Annotated in this window: 18 protein-coding genes and 1 riboswitch; of the genes, 15 read left to right on the top strand and 3 right to left on the bottom strand. The window is 48.3% G+C overall.

The window, feature by feature from the left end; genetic code table 11:
* The first annotated feature begins 221 nt into the window (after positions 1 to 221).
* The 3 genes from AC3G2T_RS04520 (at position 222) to AC3G2T_RS04510 (ending at position 2,886) form a co-directional block, all read left to right on the top strand.
* A complete protein-coding gene (locus AC3G2T_RS04520; RefSeq protein WP_474680473.1) occupies positions 222 to 1,271 on the top strand; it encodes a GerMN domain-containing protein in 1,050 nt (349 codons plus the stop codon).
* Positions 1,272 to 1,499: 228 nt separating this feature from the next.
* Positions 1,500 to 2,261: a ribonuclease PH gene (gene rph, locus AC3G2T_RS04515; protein WP_474680472.1), complete on the top strand. Its 762-nt coding sequence runs from the start codon at positions 1,500 to 1,502 to the stop codon at positions 2,259 to 2,261.
* Positions 2,245 to 2,886, top strand: coding sequence for an XTP/dITP diphosphatase (locus AC3G2T_RS04510; protein WP_474680471.1), 642 nt, complete (start codon positions 2,245 to 2,247; stop codon positions 2,884 to 2,886). The genes rph and AC3G2T_RS04510 overlap by 17 nt, the downstream gene beginning before the upstream one ends.
* 72 nt (positions 2,887 to 2,958) lie before the next feature.
* Here AC3G2T_RS04510 and asnB read toward each other — a convergent pair whose 3' ends face one another.
* Entirely contained in the window at positions 2,959 to 4,803 is a 1,845-nt protein-coding gene (gene asnB, locus AC3G2T_RS04505) for an asparagine synthase (glutamine-hydrolyzing) (protein WP_474680470.1), read from the bottom strand.
* A gap of 175 nt (positions 4,804 to 4,978) precedes the next feature.
* Between asnB and AC3G2T_RS04500 the strand changes: the two genes are divergently transcribed.
* From AC3G2T_RS04500 to AC3G2T_RS04485, 4 genes are all read left to right on the top strand, one after another.
* Positions 4,979 to 5,335 carry a hypothetical protein gene (locus AC3G2T_RS04500; RefSeq protein WP_474680469.1) on the top strand — a complete coding sequence of 119 codons (357 nt, stop codon included), beginning with the start codon at positions 4,979 to 4,981 and terminating at the stop codon, positions 5,333 to 5,335.
* A gap of 46 nt (positions 5,336 to 5,381) precedes the next feature.
* Positions 5,382 to 5,495: a DUF4023 family protein gene (locus AC3G2T_RS04495; RefSeq protein ID WP_474680468.1), complete on the top strand. Its 114-nt coding sequence runs from the start codon at positions 5,382 to 5,384 to the stop codon at positions 5,493 to 5,495.
* Between the two features lie 151 nt (positions 5,496 to 5,646).
* Complete coding sequence (locus tag AC3G2T_RS04490) at positions 5,647 to 5,778, top strand: hypothetical protein (RefSeq protein ID WP_474680467.1); 132 nt, start codon at positions 5,647 to 5,649, stop codon at positions 5,776 to 5,778.
* 166 nt (positions 5,779 to 5,944) lie between these two features.
* Positions 5,945 to 6,143: riboswitch (cobalamin riboswitch) on the top strand.
* Positions 6,144 to 7,340: 1,197 nt separating this feature from the next.
* Positions 7,341 to 7,709 carry a (2Fe-2S) ferredoxin domain-containing protein gene (locus AC3G2T_RS04485; RefSeq protein ID WP_488434675.1) on the top strand — a complete coding sequence of 123 codons (369 nt, stop codon included), beginning with the start codon at positions 7,341 to 7,343 and terminating at the stop codon, positions 7,707 to 7,709.
* A 229-nt stretch (positions 7,710 to 7,938) separates the two neighbouring features.
* Here the strand turns inward: AC3G2T_RS04485 and AC3G2T_RS04480 are convergent, their stop codons facing one another.
* On the bottom strand, positions 7,939 to 9,042 hold the full coding sequence (locus AC3G2T_RS04480) for a tyrosine-type recombinase/integrase (protein WP_488434674.1): 1,104 nt from the start codon (positions 9,040 to 9,042) through the stop codon (positions 7,939 to 7,941).
* 21 nt (positions 9,043 to 9,063) lie between these two features.
* Positions 9,064 to 9,621 (bottom strand): helix-turn-helix transcriptional regulator, encoded by a 558-nt coding sequence (locus tag AC3G2T_RS04475; protein ID WP_488434673.1) that lies wholly within the window; start codon positions 9,619 to 9,621, stop codon positions 9,064 to 9,066.
* Positions 9,622 to 9,793: 172 nt separating this feature from the next.
* On the opposite strand from AC3G2T_RS04475, the gene AC3G2T_RS04470 reads away from it, so the two are divergent.
* The 8 genes from AC3G2T_RS04470 (at position 9,794) to AC3G2T_RS04435 (ending at position 15,575) form a co-directional block, all read left to right on the top strand.
* A complete protein-coding gene (locus tag AC3G2T_RS04470; protein ID WP_488434672.1) occupies positions 9,794 to 9,994 on the top strand; it encodes a helix-turn-helix transcriptional regulator in 201 nt (66 codons plus the stop codon).
* A gap of 134 nt (positions 9,995 to 10,128) precedes the next feature.
* A complete protein-coding gene (locus AC3G2T_RS04465; RefSeq protein WP_488434671.1) occupies positions 10,129 to 10,458 on the top strand; it encodes a DUF771 domain-containing protein in 330 nt (109 codons plus the stop codon).
* Between the two features lie 669 nt (positions 10,459 to 11,127).
* On the top strand, positions 11,128 to 11,322 hold the full coding sequence (locus AC3G2T_RS04460; protein ID WP_488434670.1) for a hypothetical protein: 195 nt from the start codon (positions 11,128 to 11,130) through the stop codon (positions 11,320 to 11,322).
* A 6-nt stretch (positions 11,323 to 11,328) separates the two neighbouring features.
* On the top strand, positions 11,329 to 11,709 hold the full coding sequence (locus tag AC3G2T_RS04455; RefSeq protein WP_488434669.1) for a replication terminator protein: 381 nt from the start codon (positions 11,329 to 11,331) through the stop codon (positions 11,707 to 11,709).
* 33 nt (positions 11,710 to 11,742) lie between these two features.
* Positions 11,743 to 12,450 carry a hypothetical protein gene (locus tag AC3G2T_RS04450; RefSeq protein WP_488434668.1) on the top strand — a complete coding sequence of 236 codons (708 nt, stop codon included), beginning with the start codon at positions 11,743 to 11,745 and terminating at the stop codon, positions 12,448 to 12,450.
* Positions 12,451 to 12,522: 72 nt separating this feature from the next.
* The gene (locus tag AC3G2T_RS04445) at positions 12,523 to 12,900 is read left to right on the top strand and encodes a hypothetical protein (protein WP_488434667.1); all 378 of its coding nucleotides are present in this window, start codon (positions 12,523 to 12,525) and stop codon (positions 12,898 to 12,900) included.
* Between the two features lie 12 nt (positions 12,901 to 12,912).
* The gene (locus AC3G2T_RS04440) at positions 12,913 to 14,535 is read left to right on the top strand and encodes a PcfJ domain-containing protein (protein ID WP_488434666.1); all 1,623 of its coding nucleotides are present in this window, start codon (positions 12,913 to 12,915) and stop codon (positions 14,533 to 14,535) included.
* A complete protein-coding gene (locus AC3G2T_RS04435; RefSeq protein ID WP_488434665.1) occupies positions 14,532 to 15,575 on the top strand; it encodes a DUF3102 domain-containing protein in 1,044 nt (347 codons plus the stop codon). The genes AC3G2T_RS04440 and AC3G2T_RS04435 overlap by 4 nt, the downstream gene beginning before the upstream one ends.
* Positions 15,576 to 15,580 lie beyond the last annotated feature (5 nt).

The following is a 15,580-nucleotide window of genomic DNA, read 5'->3' as shown; positions in this document are numbered from 1 at the left end:
TCAACAATCTGATTTTCCAGTTTTTTTGTACTTGTATAGAGATGTGCAGAGAGGGTGGTTTTCTCCCGCTGACAATAAACTTTGTCCCTGCTTGGACAAAAAGTAGTTATAAATCGGACAAAGCCCCGTATACATAGTAGTACCGGAAAGCAGAGTACAGGCTAGACGCGAGGGAAGAGGCAGTTGCAAAACTGCGTACCATTAAAGGAGGAAACAAGCATATGAAACATCAAAATTGGATTCGTTCAGCCGCTATCGCGGGGGTGATTGCCTTGCTGACTACGGGGTGCTCGATTTGGGGCTCCGGGCAAAAAGGCGACATCGATGCTCCTCCGCAAGCCGGTGCGGAGACAGACGCCAAGACAACCTCGTCAGCGGTAACGATCGATATGGCGGCGGACAATTCGTCGCAAATGACGGTTTATGTGAAGGACGCGAAAGGGTTTGTCGCGCCTGTAAGTCTGGGATTGCCGAAGACGCAGTCCGTAGCCCGCACAACGCTGGAGTACATGGTCGACGGAGGCCCGGTTGCGAGCTTGCTTCCTTCGGGATTTCAGGCGCTGCTTCCGAAAGGTACCAAGGTGCTCGGAGTTAATGTGCAGGCGGAGAAGAAGCAGGCTGTGGTAGACTTTTCCAAGGAGTTTTTGAATTATGACCAGCAGGATGAGCGCAAAATTTTGGAAGCAATCACGTGGACGCTTACCGGATTTCCGACGGTTGAAAAAGTGCAGCTTCGCGTGGACGGCAAAGAGCTGAAAGAAATGCCGAAAGGCAAAACGCCGCTGGATACGCCGATGTCGCGTCTGATGGGCATCAACATCGAGAAGGCGGGGGATGCCGACTTCGGCCAGGCGACTCCGGTTACGCTGTATTTCATGAATCAAAACGATCAAAATTACAAATATTATGTACCTGTTACTCGCCTTGTCAAAAGAACCGACGATGTCGCCAAAGCGGTTGTCGACCAGCTGATCAAAGGGCCGGATCAGAAAAAAGGCTTGACCGCGGTTATGAACGCGACGACCGAAGTGAAGAGCGTAACGAAATCCGACGGGCTGATTACGGTCGATTTCTCCAACAAGCTGCTCGGTGCGGATCAAAAAGCTTCCGCAGACGCGCTGCAGTCGGTGATCCTTTCGCTCACGGAAAATACGGGCGCCAGCAAGGTGCAAATCAAAGTGGACGGAGCCGTAAAAATTACGTCGACCGACAATCAAAACTACAGTAAACCCGTATCACGCCCAGCACATGTAAATCCGGTGAAGCTGTAGGCTGACCGGCTCACGACCTCTACGCGGCCGCTTGTTCGAAGGGCGACTGCGCTAGAGGTCTTCTCGATTACGAAATTCAAAAAAATGTAACTTTCCACATTTAAATGGAAATAAAACGGAAAATTGTTGGGAAAATCCCCTATTTTTTTTACAAAAGCGCTGCACTACATTACAATGATGCATATGGAAGAAGAGCTTCCTACCGGAAGCCCACAGGAGGAGAACTGCATGATGAGAATCAATGGAAGAACAAATGACGAATTACGGCCAATGAAAATAACCCCTCACTATAACAAACATGCGGAAGGGTCGGTGCTGATCGAGGTAGGAGATACCAAAGTCATCTGCACGGCGACCATCGAGGAGCGCGTCCCTCCTTTTATGAAAGGGCAGGGCAAAGGCTGGGTGACGGCGGAATATTCCATGCTGCCGCGGGCTACGCAGGTGCGCAATCAGCGCGAAGCCGCCAAAGGCAAGCTGGGCGGAAGGACGATGGAAATTCAACGGCTTATCGGCCGCGCGCTGCGTTCCGTCGTTAACCTGGAGGCGCTTGGCGAACGCTCGATCACGCTGGATTGCGACGTCATCCAGGCGGACGGCGGCACGCGGACGACGTCCATTACGGGGGCGTTCGTGGCGATGGCTTTTGCGATCAATAAGCTGGCAACGGATAAGCATTTGGCAAAGTTCCCGATCAACGACTTTCTGGCGTCCGTCAGCGTCGGCGTCATCGGCAGCGCGTCCCGTCTGGATCTCAACTATGAAGAGGACTCCCAGGCGAAGGTGGATATGAACGTCGTGATGACCGGGCAGGGCAAATTCGTGGAAATTCAGGGAACCGGCGAAGAGGCGCCGTTTTCGCGTCAAGAGCTGGATGAGCTGCTCGCACTGGCGGAGTCCGGCATTCGGACGATGATCGAGGAGCAGCGCAGGGTGCTCGGACCGATCAGTGATCGCATACGAGGGGTGCAACATGCAGCTGCAGAGTAAATTTGTCGTTATCGCAACGCGCAACGAAGGAAAAGTCAAGGAGTTTGCCGAGCTGTTCGGGCAAAAAGGGTACAAAGTCCGCAGCTTGGCCGATTACACGGATTTGCCGGACATCGTGGAGAGCGGCTCCACGTTCGCGGAAAATGCGCGCATCAAAGCGCAGGTCATATCCGCGCATTTGCATGTGCCTGTGCTGGCGGACGACTCCGGCCTGTGCGTAGCCGCTCTCGGCGGAGCGCCGGGGGTGTACTCCGCCCGGTTCGCCGGCGAGGATGCCGCGGATGCCGACAACAACGCCAAGCTGCTGCGGGAGCTTGGCGCCATTCCTCCGGCGGACAAGCCCGCCGCCCAAAGCGGGCATCCGGAGCTGCTCAGCGAAGCTGCCTTCGTCTGCGCCCTGGCGCTGATAGATCCGGTCGGCAACGAGCTCGTTGAAGCCGAAGCGAGCTGTGACGGCTATATGATCGGCGAGCCCAGGGGCAGCGGCGGTTTCGGTTACGATCCGCTGTTTTACATTCCCGCTCTCGGCAAGACGATGGCGGAGCTGACGATCGAAGAAAAAAACCGGATGAGCCACAGAGCCAAGGCGCTTCGCATCTTTTTGGACAAGCTTTCCGCGAATTAGGAAAAAACAATAACAAACCTGCTTATCCGTTCTAAGGATTTAAGCAGGTTTTTCGCTTCTTCCGCCGGCCGATCAGCGGATCGATATTTTGTAAGTGCGCAGCCAGGTGTCCACTTGCGCCAAATAGGCGAAAAGCTGCGGACCGGTCATCAGCTGGCCGAACCAAGGGATATTGAAGTCCGTCGATTCGGATCTCGCCAGGTCACGGATTTTTTTCACGTCGATAAACGGCAAAATCGGGGACGAAGTATCGTCGAGGATGTCGAGCACCCAATTTCTTACCGCCGCCAAATAGTTCGGGTTGTGCGTTTTCGGATAAGGGCTCTTTTTGCGGGTGAGCACGTCATCGGGGAGAACGCCTTTGAGCGCTTTGCGCAAAATGCCTTTTTCCCGGTCTCCGGCCGTTTTAATTTCCCAGGGAATATTCCATACGTATTCGACCAGCCGGTGATCGCAGAACGGCACCCGCACTTCCAGCCCGACGGCCATGCTCATGCGGTCTTTGCGGTCCAGCAAAGTCGGCATGAAGCGGGTGATGTTCAAATAGGACATTTCCCGCATCCGGTTTTGCCTCTGGGTTTCTCCGGCGAGCCGCGGCACTTCGGCCAAAGCTTGCTGGTAACGGCTGCTTACGTATTCCGCAGGCTTGATCCAATCGACCAGATCCGGGGCGAGCAGATCGACGCGATTGGCCAGCTTGAGCGACCAGGGGAAAGTGCCGGCCTCCAGCGCTTCATCCCGGTGAAACCAGGGGTAGCCGCCGAAAATTTCGTCTGCAGCTTCGCCGGATATGGCGACTGTCGCTTCTTTTTTGATTTCGCGGCAAAACAAATACAGCGAACCGTCGACATCGGCCATCCCTGGCGTATCGCGGGCAAAGACGGCGGTTTTCAGCGATTCGACGAGCTCGGGAGTGTCGAATTCGATGGCGTGGTGCACGGTGCCCAAATGTTCAACCATTCTTTTGATCCACGGGGCATCCGCATTCGGCTGAAAGACACTCTCTTTAAAATGTTTGTCATTATCGACATAATCTACCGAAAAAGTGTGCAGGGCGCCTTTTCCGCTCTCCTTATAGCGGCCGGCGGCCAAAGCGGTCAGCGCGCTGGAATCGAGCCCGCCGGACAGCAGCGTGCAAATCGGCACGTCCGACACGAGCTGGCGTTCCGCGGTATCTTTCAGCAGCTCGCGGATGCGGAGCGCCGTCGCATCGACATCGTCCGGATGCGGCTGGCTTTCCAGCTTCCAGTAGGCCCGTATGGACAAGCCGTTGCGGTCAAACACGGCGCAGTGTCCGGGCTTCAGCTCCGCCATGCCCCGGTAAATGCCGTGTCCCGGCGTGCGGGCAGGGCCTACGGCGAATATTTCCGCCAAGCCTTCGGCGCCGACCTCCGCTTTAAAATCGGGGTGAGCCAATATCGCTTTGGGCTCCGACCCGAACAGCAGAACTTCGTTCTGATGAGAATAAAAAAGCGGCTTTACGCCGAGCCGGTCTCTGACCAAGTATAGGGTCTGTTCCTGATCGTTCCAGGCGGCGAAGGCAAAAATGCCGTTGAGCCGGTCGACGCAAGCCCGCCCCCATTCGATAAAGGAAACTAGCAGCACTTCCGTATCGCAAGTGGTGTGAAAGACGTGGCCGCGGGCCTTGAGCTCTTGCGTCAGCTCCGGAGCGTTGTACAGCTCCCCGTTATATACGATCGTGTACGTGTAGTCGCCTTGTTTCCGAATCATCGGCTGGGCTCCGTTTTCCGGGTCCATGACGCTGAGTCGGCGGTGGCCAAGCGCGCAATGCTGCGAGATCCATGTGCCGGAAGCATCCGGTCCGCGCAGGTTCATGGTTTCCGTCATATTTTCTAGAATGGACGGGTATTGAGTCAGGTCTTTCCGCCAATCGATCCATCCCGTGATTCCGCACATAGACGTTCATCCCTTTCCTTAAGAGAGCATGATGATAAAGGGTATGCGTACGGCATTTGGAAAATGTCTGTCCCCCAGGAGGCGCCCCGGCATTTCGGCAGTTTTGTATTTTATTACAAGGACTGTTACAATAAATAAAATCAAACTAGTTACTAAACGATAAAGGTGATGACCGATGAAAAAGAAACATTCCAAAGCCCAGATCGATTATTTGGCAGCGAGAGAACATTTTCTGCAAATCAGCAAGCAAGCCGATAAACGCATTGCCCAGCTGAAGGAGCAAGGCAAAGAAGTCGGACAAGCGGAAATGGAAGAAATTGTGGAGCGCGTCGGATTGCATCGGGCGTACAACGATTTGACGCATGCCGAGAACGTTCTGATCAACTGGACGCATACGGCCATTAAAAGCGAACCGACGTTCGTCAGCAAGCGCGCTGAATTTGAAGAGCTTTACGAAAATATCAAAACGAACGCAGAGGCGAGAGGCGCTATTTTGAATCTGGCGATGCGTTTAAATTTAGAGCTTGCGTGAGACTCTATAGAGGCAGTGCCATTATTTCTTCAGGAGGCGAATGCTTATGGATAGCCATTTCATCAGCAAGCTGCACGACAAGCAGAGAAAAGCCGAGAAGAATTTAAGGACTCAAGGCCACAAACGGCCCGGCGACAAATTGCCGAACCGCAAGCACTGACGTCTGATGGCACCACCAAGAGCCTGTCGGGATATGTTCCCGGCGGGCTTTTGCACCTGCTTTTCAATAACCTGATAGTTACAGCATACTTGAGCGGCCGCGGACCCATACTATAGTTGTAATTACTCAATTCGTCGGGAGGCAGGCCATCATGAGCAAAAGGAAAAGCATGAACTCCAAAATGCAAAGCGCGGCAGACCATTCCAAACAGTCCGAGCGGATTCAAGAAAACCTGAACTCGACCGAGCCCGGTCATCATCCGCCAAACAGACCGTCCGTATAAGCGTACGGAGATTCAGAAGAGCCGCAACCGAACGGGTTGGCGGTTTTTTTCATGAATGCGAAAGCGCTGCCAAGTAAAATTTAGTTGTCCGCCTCCGCACTATACGGTAAGATGGGTAGTAGAATTTCAGCTAGACTTGAAAATTTCATAACGGAAATAGGTGTTTGTCCGATATTCGTCATGAGCTGTTCGCTTATGCGGTCACCGGCAAGCTTAAAAGGGAAGTTCGGTTCAAAGCCGGCGCGGTCCCGCCACTGTAACAGGAGAGTCGCAGCAACAAAGCCACTGATTGCACAGCCGATCGGGAAGGCCGCTGCAGACGATGACACTGAAGCCAGGAGACCTGCCTATTTGCACAGCACTGTTAGGTACCTACGGGAGATAGGGAAGGTGTGAGATGAGCTATCGGCAATTCATGAGGATAGGCGTCTTTCCCTTTTTGGTTAAAGGGGAGGGCGCTTTTTTAGATTTGCGCCTAAATGGCGGACGCAGCCGCGCGTGACGCGAAGTGACCTGGCCTGGCCGGATGCGGCCGATTGTTCCCAGCGCGCCTCTCCCGCGCAGGTTTGCTGGGCTGGCTAGTAAGTGTAAAAGCCCCTCCATGCCGTTGGGCGGCGGAGGTACCCGCGCAGGTTTGCTGGGTTGGCTAGCAAGTGTAAAAGCCCCTCCATGCCGTTGAGCGGCGGAGGTACCCGCGCAGGTTTGCTGGGTTGGCTAGCAAGTGTAAAAGTCCCTCCATGCCGCTGGGCGGCGGCACCCACGCAGGTTTGCTGGGCTGGTTAACAAGGGGGTACGAAATGGCCGGGTATGGAGAAAACCTGCGAAAGTGCAGTTTTTTTCTATGAAAATAGTTCATTTTGGCGAAAAAGCCTGCGAAAGTGCAGGAATTTTCGATTAAAACGGTTCTTAGCTCGCGTATCCACCGAAAAGCCTGCACTTTTGCAGGAATTTTTCGCTGCCAGCGTATCGGCGAGCAAAAGGATGTACTTTTGCAGGCTTTTTCGGGTTGCCGATGACATACCAGCCCTAGAGGGCGCGTTTTTCAACGTTTAAGCTTTTTTTGTGCATGTGAACATTTAGTCGGTTTCCGCGGCCAACCGGATTGCGGAATTTTTAAATGCGGAAAAGAAGGTTGACAACTTGCAGCAAGTTATTGATAATCAATAGTAATTATTACTATTAAAATCGAGACAAACAGTTGTGATTGCAACGGGCAATTGCGGCGCATCTGCATCTCCCGGGCGCTCGTACCGGATCCTGAGCTGATCTGTGCCCGCCGAACCTCTCCGCCTTGGACGTTTACGTTCAGTCGCGTGTGCTCGACCGACCGCCATTATGCAGTGAAGGTGAGCGAGCTGCTAAAGGAAGCGGCCTATTGCTTTCTTTCCCGCGATATTGCCGTAAGAGCCTCGTTGTGCGATCGTATCGCATTTATCGATTAGGCGTTATTGTCGAAGCGGGGAGCGCGTCAGAGCTTATTTACCGGCCCAGGCACGCCTGTACGGCGGCTTTGATGGCGGATGTGCCTATGCTCCTTGAATTCAGTTGAAAGGATGATTGAGATGACAACGTGGGATTTATCGACAGTCCGGCATCATGTCCTGATTTGCAACGGCGGCTCGTGCCTGCGCAAACAGGGCGACGAAACGACGGCGGCAATCCGCGATGAGATTTCCAGGCTCGGCGCCGAGCGGCTTATACATACGACGCGAACGAGATGCAACGGCCGCTGCGAGGATGCCTGTGTCGTTACGGTGTATCCTGAAGGCATATGGTATCAAAAAATGACGCCGGAAACCGGCCGGCGGCTCGTTCGCGAGCATTTGCTGGACGGCAAGCCGCTTGAGGAACATATGATTTATACGTACGAGCATCGCTTCACACCAACGGGAACAAGCGTCCCCGGCGTCGATCGCGCCAAATCGAAGTGACAAGCTTCGCCATCCGCATCAAAGACGATCGGATATGTTTTTGCCCTGCCGCTTGCGGGGCGATTTTTTTTATAGTTTGATAGACGGCAAAAAAGACCGCGAAATCTCGCGGCCTCTTTCATTTAAAGGACGTCCCAGGAGGACGCTGATATATAGGTCAAAAACCTTGATTTAACAAGGTTTTTTATATTCAATGTGTAAAATAAGTGTAAAATGAATTTTTTTTGTGCTAAATAGCCATAATATCTTCAAAGGTTTTTATTGAGACTTTTTCATCTTGTTCGCGCAGTTCTTTTATTATATGCGCATAATGTGCATTAGTCGTTTCGATATCGGAATGCCCGAGACGTTCAGATACATAGTATATAGATGCCCGTTTATAAAGCAAGATACTTGCGTGAGTGTGACGAAGGCCGTGCGCACTGATCGGTGATATGTTTAGTTTTTGCAAAGTTTCTTTAAGAACTTTATTTACTGCACTATTGCTTAAAACTTTATATTTGGAGGAAGGACTATAAAATACCAGGCCGTGGATGTTATCAGGCCGTTTTTCAAACATCACTTTGAAAAGATCCATTGTTTTCTGGTCCATTTTGATATCGCGAACAGACTGTTCATTTTTTGTCGGACCAAAACCCTCATGCATCTTATTTGTGTATCCCCATGTTTTATTTACTTTGATAATGTTTGACTTAAAGTCAAAATCTGAGCGTTTGAGTCCCACAAGCTCGGCGAATCGCATACCAGACGTTAAACCGAGTATTATAAGATAATGAGAAAGTGCCGAAAGATCAAATGCTTTTAGCAAGCGCTTACTCTCGAAGTAGTTGAGGTGTTTTTCTTCTGGGCGTTTTGCGGGATTAGAACCTGAAAGTACAGCTTTCCGCGTGAAATCAACATGTATAATACCTTCATCAATCGCGTCGCGCACACAAGCTCTTATGTGTGTATTGAGTTTACGTGTTGTATCCTTAGCATGTTCTTTGCCATACTCGTTAAGAAATGCTTGATACGACCTCTTTGTAATGTTCTGAATAGGAATGCCACCGAAGGCCTTTTTTATTGTTTCTAAAGTGTTCAGATATCGTTCCTTTGTATTTTTTCCAACTCCTGATTTATACACCTTCACCCATTCCTCAAAATAATTATCAAATGGTTCTGGTTTTAAATGTGGTATTATCCCCTTTTTTAAACCAGCCTCCACTTCACTGGCCGCCACTTGCGCCTCTTTCTTCGTAGCATACCCGCCCTTACGAATCGGATCAGGCTTTCCATTGACCATGCGGCTAATGGTATACTGCCAAGTTTTTCCTCGTTTTTGGTAAGACGGCACTCGGAACCCCTCTTTCCTGTATTAAGAATTATTACGTTTTGACTTTACATATTTGGCAAAATCTAAAATTTCCTTTATTTCATCCTCGGTGTAATTCTCTTCTCTAAAATAATCAGACAAGCTTAATGGTTGTGTTATTTCATCCATACCACCTTCCTCTATAATGTTACTTTTCTTGATATTGAACCTCTGAGCGATTTTTTCAATTGCACCCATCCTTGGTTCGGCCTTTCCAGACTCCCATGCAGCTACCACTTTCGCAGTTACACCTGCAATCTCTGCAAGTTCCTCTTGAGTAATGTTATTTTTATTACGAAGTATTTTTATATTTTTCCCAACAATATCAATAACTTCAAATGCAGGTGTTTGATCTGAGTTTTGGTTATTATCGGCTAGAAAAATGTCATCAATGTTTACTTTGTATACCGCCGCAAGTTCCTTAATTGTTTCTAAGCCTGGCTTTCTTTGCTCCTTTTCGTAATGTGAGTATGTCTGCTTGCTCACACCTAATTTTTTTGCTACCTCCTCTTGCGTCCAACCTTCAATTTTGCGTAATTCTTTTAATTTTTTGCCGTACAAATTTAACTCCCCCTTTATCCATTATTATAAACCAATTATCATAAAAGTAAACAAAAAGTTGACAAAATTAAATTAAAGTATAAAAAATTATTGTTGACATCGCCCAATTGTTGATTTATATTTGAGTCAACGGATAGGCGACAAAAATTAAGTGCATGAAAGAGGTGATCAAATGTCGGTATCTGTAGTTGAAAAAAGAAAATCTTTAAAACTTTCTCAAGAAGCTGTCGCTAACCAAATTGGAGTCACTAGACAGTATTACAACGCCATCGAGAACTCCAAACGAAAACCATCTGTCAACCTTGCACAGCAATTAGCAAAAGTACTCAATGTCGAATGGACAATTTTTTTTGATCATGAAGTCAACAAATAGGCGACAAAGGGGCAGGGAAATATGACAGAATTAGAAAAACGCAATAGAAAAGAACAACTCATCAGGGATATATACATTGAAATTTCATCCTTACAAGCATTGGAGGTACAAAACAAAGAAGGAGGGGATTGCCAATGCAACAAATCAACGTGCAACTATCAATTCCAATCCCAGAAGACAAAGTTTTAATTGGTCGTGTAGAGTTCGAAGAATTGAAACGGAACGAGTTAACTGGTGTTTATTGGTCGATGCATGACTTAGAACGACGAGTAAATAGAAAGTGCGATTGGATAAAAGAGAACATATTGTATCCTTCTCGCTTTCGTAAAGTACTGGACGTAGAAAATGGCGGATTTGTTTTTTACCCGAAGCTAAAGGGTCAAGCGTGGTCGTTTCAAGCTACGAAGATGACAGATTTTCTAGAACGGCAATTTTCTAATATTTTCATAGGCGGGTTAAAGTGATGCAATTGGCCTTTGAAATCATAATAGGTGCTTGGGTTACTCAGATTATTTGGATAATACGGGGGTATATACGAGAAAGATGATTGAAAATCTATTTTTAATTCGATGGTACATATTCTTCTTTCTTGGAAGGAGGTTTCTTCTTTGGGTCAAAGCACGCCTGGTGTCATACCTGCAATGGTAACAATGCATTTCGATGGACAGGAGTTGGAGCTTTTAGCGAGAGCTGCGGAAAAGCTTTCGGAGGGAGGCGATTTACAATCGCGGCAATATGGTCAACTCGCAGATCGCTTGCGGAATGAAAAGAAACGGTTTCATGAAGCGCATGCGGCCGCATTCGCGGCCAGGTATCCTTTTCGCTCCATAGGGGACTAGGTTGGTCATCATAGTGCCAGTATGAGGGTTCCATTGTTAGACTTTGCTGACTCCCTCATCAAAAGGAGAAGCGACAAAGTCAGGTTTGCCATGAGTCCACGCAACTGCCTGGACTGATACGAGGAAGCAGAGTAGGGGTGCACACCGAAATGACGATCCGGTCAGGTGGGTAAATGGGTTGGGAAAATGGCGGCTCTCATAGTGGCACTATGAACGGTTTCACAATATCGTGGAGGGCATGCTACGGCGTGCCACCGGCGATGCTGTGAAGCATCAGGGAGGAGTCTGGTTTTCATGATCGTACTTAAGGGGGATCGTGTGCGCCTAGAATCCGGCGAAACAGGAGAGGCCGTTGAGATTTGGGGAATTGCGCGCCCGTTTCTCCTGCTTAAGCGCGATTCTGACGGCAGGTCCATTCCCATCATGGCGGCGGAAGTTGTGGAAGTTTCGCGTGCGAAGCCGGCCAGAGGTCAGAAACGGGGGAGGTGATAAACCATGTCCAATTCGATATCTCTAGACAGCATTGCAGGCGGTGGATTGGCCGAAAAGCTCAATATCGAGCTGCGCAAATTAGCTGAGAATGTACTCGACCCAAATACCAAAGCGACTGCATCCCGGACCGTGACAGCTACGATCACGTTCAAACCAAACGAAACTCGTCAGCTAGGGGCCGCGGAGATTTCTGTCAAATCGTCACTAGCGCCGTCAAATGGAATCCCAACATCATTTGTGTTTGATTTCGACAGCGATGGAAAAGCAGTCGTCAAGGAACTAATGACTCGCGATCCGAACCAGCTCATCATCAACAATACCGGTAGCGTTGCTGATGCCACAGGCCAGCCACTCCAGAACGTTGTCAACGGCAAGTTCAGGTAAGTAATTCATCATACTATTTTCGGAGGATAAAAGATGATCAAAGAAGCTTTACAGTACATTGTGTCCGCGTTCACGGCGGAGATTAAAGAAATTAACGGTCGGACATTCTCGACTCAGCCGCTTACCACGATTTATCAGGAAACGCCTAAGGCATTGGTAGTTCGAAATCTTTCCGGCTTGGTTGACTACCTGAAAAGCAATTACGATAATCAACCGCCTGTGCTGATTCAGGTTGCCAGCGCAACAGAAGTAAATGTGTATAGCACTTACAATCGCGATATGAACCGGAATCATTTGATCCAAGCGACGGCTCTGCTGCCTAAGATCCCATTTGAACACTTTCTTGATGTCGAGTCGTTCAACATTCTTCTTCAGAGCTGTTTCGTCCAGAACAATCACCGAGATGCGCTGCTATCAGTGGTGGGCAATATCAAAGAGGAAAACGTCGCTGCGGTAGGTGATGACGGTGTGTCTCAGCAGGTGACGGCCAAGACAGGCGTAGCAACAGTTAGTAATGTGGTTTTACCGAATCCTGTATTCCTTAAACCATATCGGACGTTTGTTGATATCGAGCAACCCGAAAGCCAATTCGTATTTCGGATGCAAAACGGACCAAAGGCGGCGCTGTTCGAAGCTGACGGCGGAGCATGGAAGCTTGCTGCAATTTATAAAATCAGTGCATACCTGTCCCTTCATTTACACGATCAAATTGAAGATGGTCAAGTCACGATCATTGCTTAATCGTCACTCTTTCGATTCATCACCAGGGGCTATCTGGCCCCTGGTGCATCCAATATGAGAGGAATGATACCTATGTTGCAGCAAGCTTTGCGGAAGATCCAACAGGAGATTGCCACAGTAAACCAGACGGACATTACCCGCATGGGAAATCTGGTGATCGACTATATCCGGAACCATCCCCAACACGCCGTCTTTATCATGACGGACGGTAAGACAATTGCCGGAGGATTTGAGGTATGCTGGGCCGAAGCCGAGAAACGGGCTGCTGCTCAGATCGAGAAGATCAAGAAAGACAGGAAGGATGCCAAAGTCAAAACGAGCTTGTCCGAACAGGAAGCCGTTGATGTCGTACTGAGGTATTTTGGAATTCCTCTCCCGGAGGCTGCACCAGCTCCTGAGCTTGTTCCGGCCCCGGTAGGATTCAGCGTCTTGCTGGATGATTTGTTATAGGAGGCGAATCTTGTGACGAAATCAACAAATGGTATGAAGAGATTTGAGAATTTCAACGCCCATTTTTCTGGCGAAATTAGTTCCAAATTGTGTGAGTTTGTTCGAGAAGAATGCCTGCTGCGTAGTCGTTATTTGTTTGTTCGCCGTGCAAGTTCAACAATTCAATATGGCTATTGCACACACTGTAAAACTGATCATGTCGTTAGGTCAACTACAACATTGAAGCACAATGAAGACTGGAAGTGCGATAAATGTAAGTCTCTTGTGACCGTTAAAAGTGCAGGGCTTGGCAGGGGGAAGCTTATTGATCGTTCTTATGTTGTTTGGTATGAAAAATCTCAAGTGGACCCGAACGTAATTGTTTGCACAGGATACAAGGTTCAACGCGACTATAGAGAAAAAATCGATATTGAAACAGAGTTTGTGCCAGTCATGCGCTGTGTATTTAAAATCGGTTCCTCAGTTATGGCGCTCCGAGACCATTATAGTACAGGTTTTTTTGCAAATAGACGCGTTCATTATAAGGATGGTTGGAGGTTCGCTGCTAAACCACATTCTTTGATGGGGAAACATTTTTTTACATGGAATAGCTACCAGTCGATTGAAAGCATCATTAATGCAACAAAAGGGACCATGTTTCAATACGGTCCATGGAGATCGTATGCCGATTCGAATATGGACCTTGTATATTTTTTCTCTGCTTTTGCGAAATATCCGTTTATCGAATACTTATCCAAGATGGGCATGACATCAATAGCAGATAAGATTGTAAAAAGAGAGCCATTATACAATTCTATAAATTTACGTGGGAAAACCATGGAAAATATTCTTGGGCTTTCGAAGGCAGAACTAAAGGATTGGAAATCATCCGGCATAGTAATGACATCTTCTAAGCTTCGTGCTTATAAGTGGTTCCGTGATCAAGGTGTTCCGATCAGTTGGAAAACTGCATCTCGTTGTGGCTCTTTACTAGATGGTTCGCACTATATGGAAGCTATGAAAAAAATACTTGAATACACGAGTCTTGCCAATTTGATCCGCTATGCAGAAAGTCAGACTAGGAAGTTTGGAAGACATTTCAATCAAGTCACAAGCGTAGTAACGCAGTGGCGTGACTATATAAATGAATGTGTAGCGCTTCAAATGGATTTATCCGAAGAAAGATTCCTATTTCCTAACAACCTACACGCTGCGCATCAAAAAAATACGTCTAAGATCAAGTTGAAAGAAGACCCTGAAATAGATATGCAAATCAGATCTTTTCAGAAAAAACTCGACAAGTACTCATATGCAGATCGTAACTTCCTCATACGACCAATTGCTAGTCTGACTGAATTGTTTGACGAGGGTGTGGAACTCGTACACTGCGTGGGTAGTTATGCTGACCGATACGCGGAAGGTAAGGTTGTTATTCTGTGCATTCGTAAGGTAACTGATCCAGATCGGCCTTTTTACACATTGGAGTTAGGCATGCCCTCTCTTTCAATCCTTCAGTGTCGGGGTATTGAGAATTGCACAATGACAAGTGAAGTAAAGGATTTCGTAGATGAGTGGGTTTACCATAAGCTGCTCACTAGAAAAAAACGAATTGATACGACCGGCATAATGCTGGATCAACAGGAGGCTGTTGTATGAGTAAAGTTGTAAAAAAAGAAGATGCTTCGGCAACAATTGCACCAGGAGCAGAAAAAAATGTAATGATCAGAACGCCGGAGGTAATCGCTGCCGAAATTCGGAGTATCGATGACCAGGCGCGGCAGTATGTTCTTCGGTCTGCAATTGACATCGGCAACCGGCTTCATGAAGCCAAGGCGTTGGTTCCTCATGGAGAATGGGCGAAGTGGCTGAATGATAACGTGAATTACGGCCAATCAACAGCTAACAATTTCATGAAAGTCGCTAACGAATATGCAAATTCCCAAACGCTTGCTAATTTGTCCTACAGCCAAGCTGTTGCCCTGTTGTCTGTTCCGGCCGAAGAACGGGAAAAATTTGCCGAAGAGAACAACGTGTCTGAAATGTCCACACGTGAGCTGCAAAAGGCGATCAAGGAAAAGCAGGAGCTTGAACGGAAGCTGAAAGAGGAGCAGGAACGGACAGAAGCCGAGAAGCAGCGTGTTTTTTTGGAGAAAAAGCAGCGAGAAGCGCTCTATGAACAGTATCAATTGGAGTTGAAGCTGCGGAAAGAGCAGGAAGAGAAACTTACGAAGCTTCAACAAGATGCTGAAACGATAGGTAGTGAAAAGGCTTCGGCCAAGTTGAAGGAAGATTTGAAAAAATCCAAAGACGATCTTTCGGAATCGAAAAAACGGATCAAAGAGCTAGAAGAAGCTTTAAAGGCAAAGCCGATCGATGTATCGGCGACGGTCGAAGTGCCCGTCATTCCGGAAGAAACAATAAAGGAGCTGGAGACGCTTCGGCAGCGTGAGCAGGAGCATGCGGCACTTGCTAAACAAAAGGAAGAAGAGGCCACTAAGCAAATAGCCGAAATGAAGACACTGCTCGAAAAAAACAACAATACCGCTGCCATAAAGGTAAAGGTCTGTTTTGATACCCTTGTTGGGAATTTCAATGAGCTGCTTAAGGCTGTGAAAGAAGTTCAAAACGAAGAAGAAAAGGCCAAATTTCAAGGAGCCGTATCCAAGCTCTGTGACAAGATGAAAGAGCAATTGTAATGCGT

This window comes from Paenibacillus sp. sgz302191 (genome assembly GCF_057749925.1).
This window is presented reverse-complemented; position numbering and strand designations above follow the sequence as displayed.

Bases quoted from the DNA above. Each gene is read 5' to 3' on its own strand.
- AC3G2T_RS04520 (WP_474680473.1), top strand. From the start codon at position 222: ATGAAACATCAAAATTGGATTCGTTCAGCCGCTATCGCGGGGGTGATT.
- rph (WP_474680472.1), top strand. From the start codon at position 1,500: ATGATGAGAATCAATGGAAGAACAAATGACGAATTACGGCCAATGAAA.
- AC3G2T_RS04510 (WP_474680471.1), top strand. From the start codon at position 2,245: ATGCAGCTGCAGAGTAAATTTGTCGTTATCGCAACGCGCAACGAAGGA.
- asnB (WP_474680470.1), bottom strand. From the start codon at position 4,803: ATGTGCGGAATCACGGGATGGATCGATTGGCGGAAAGACCTGACTCAA.
- AC3G2T_RS04500 (WP_474680469.1), top strand. From the start codon at position 4,979: ATGAAAAAGAAACATTCCAAAGCCCAGATCGATTATTTGGCAGCGAGA.
- AC3G2T_RS04495 (WP_474680468.1), top strand. From the start codon at position 5,382: ATGGATAGCCATTTCATCAGCAAGCTGCACGACAAGCAGAGAAAAGCC.
- AC3G2T_RS04490 (WP_474680467.1), top strand. From the start codon at position 5,647: ATGAGCAAAAGGAAAAGCATGAACTCCAAAATGCAAAGCGCGGCAGAC.
- AC3G2T_RS04485 (WP_488434675.1), top strand. From the start codon at position 7,341: ATGACAACGTGGGATTTATCGACAGTCCGGCATCATGTCCTGATTTGC.
- AC3G2T_RS04470 (WP_488434672.1), top strand. From the start codon at position 9,794: ATGTCGGTATCTGTAGTTGAAAAAAGAAAATCTTTAAAACTTTCTCAA.
- AC3G2T_RS04465 (WP_488434671.1), top strand. From the start codon at position 10,129: ATGCAACAAATCAACGTGCAACTATCAATTCCAATCCCAGAAGACAAA.
- AC3G2T_RS04460 (WP_488434670.1), top strand. From the start codon at position 11,128: ATGATCGTACTTAAGGGGGATCGTGTGCGCCTAGAATCCGGCGAAACA.
- AC3G2T_RS04455 (WP_488434669.1), top strand. From the start codon at position 11,329: ATGTCCAATTCGATATCTCTAGACAGCATTGCAGGCGGTGGATTGGCC.
- AC3G2T_RS04450 (WP_488434668.1), top strand. From the start codon at position 11,743: ATGATCAAAGAAGCTTTACAGTACATTGTGTCCGCGTTCACGGCGGAG.
- AC3G2T_RS04445 (WP_488434667.1), top strand. From the start codon at position 12,523: ATGTTGCAGCAAGCTTTGCGGAAGATCCAACAGGAGATTGCCACAGTA.
- AC3G2T_RS04435 (WP_488434665.1), top strand. From the start codon at position 14,532: ATGAGTAAAGTTGTAAAAAAAGAAGATGCTTCGGCAACAATTGCACCA.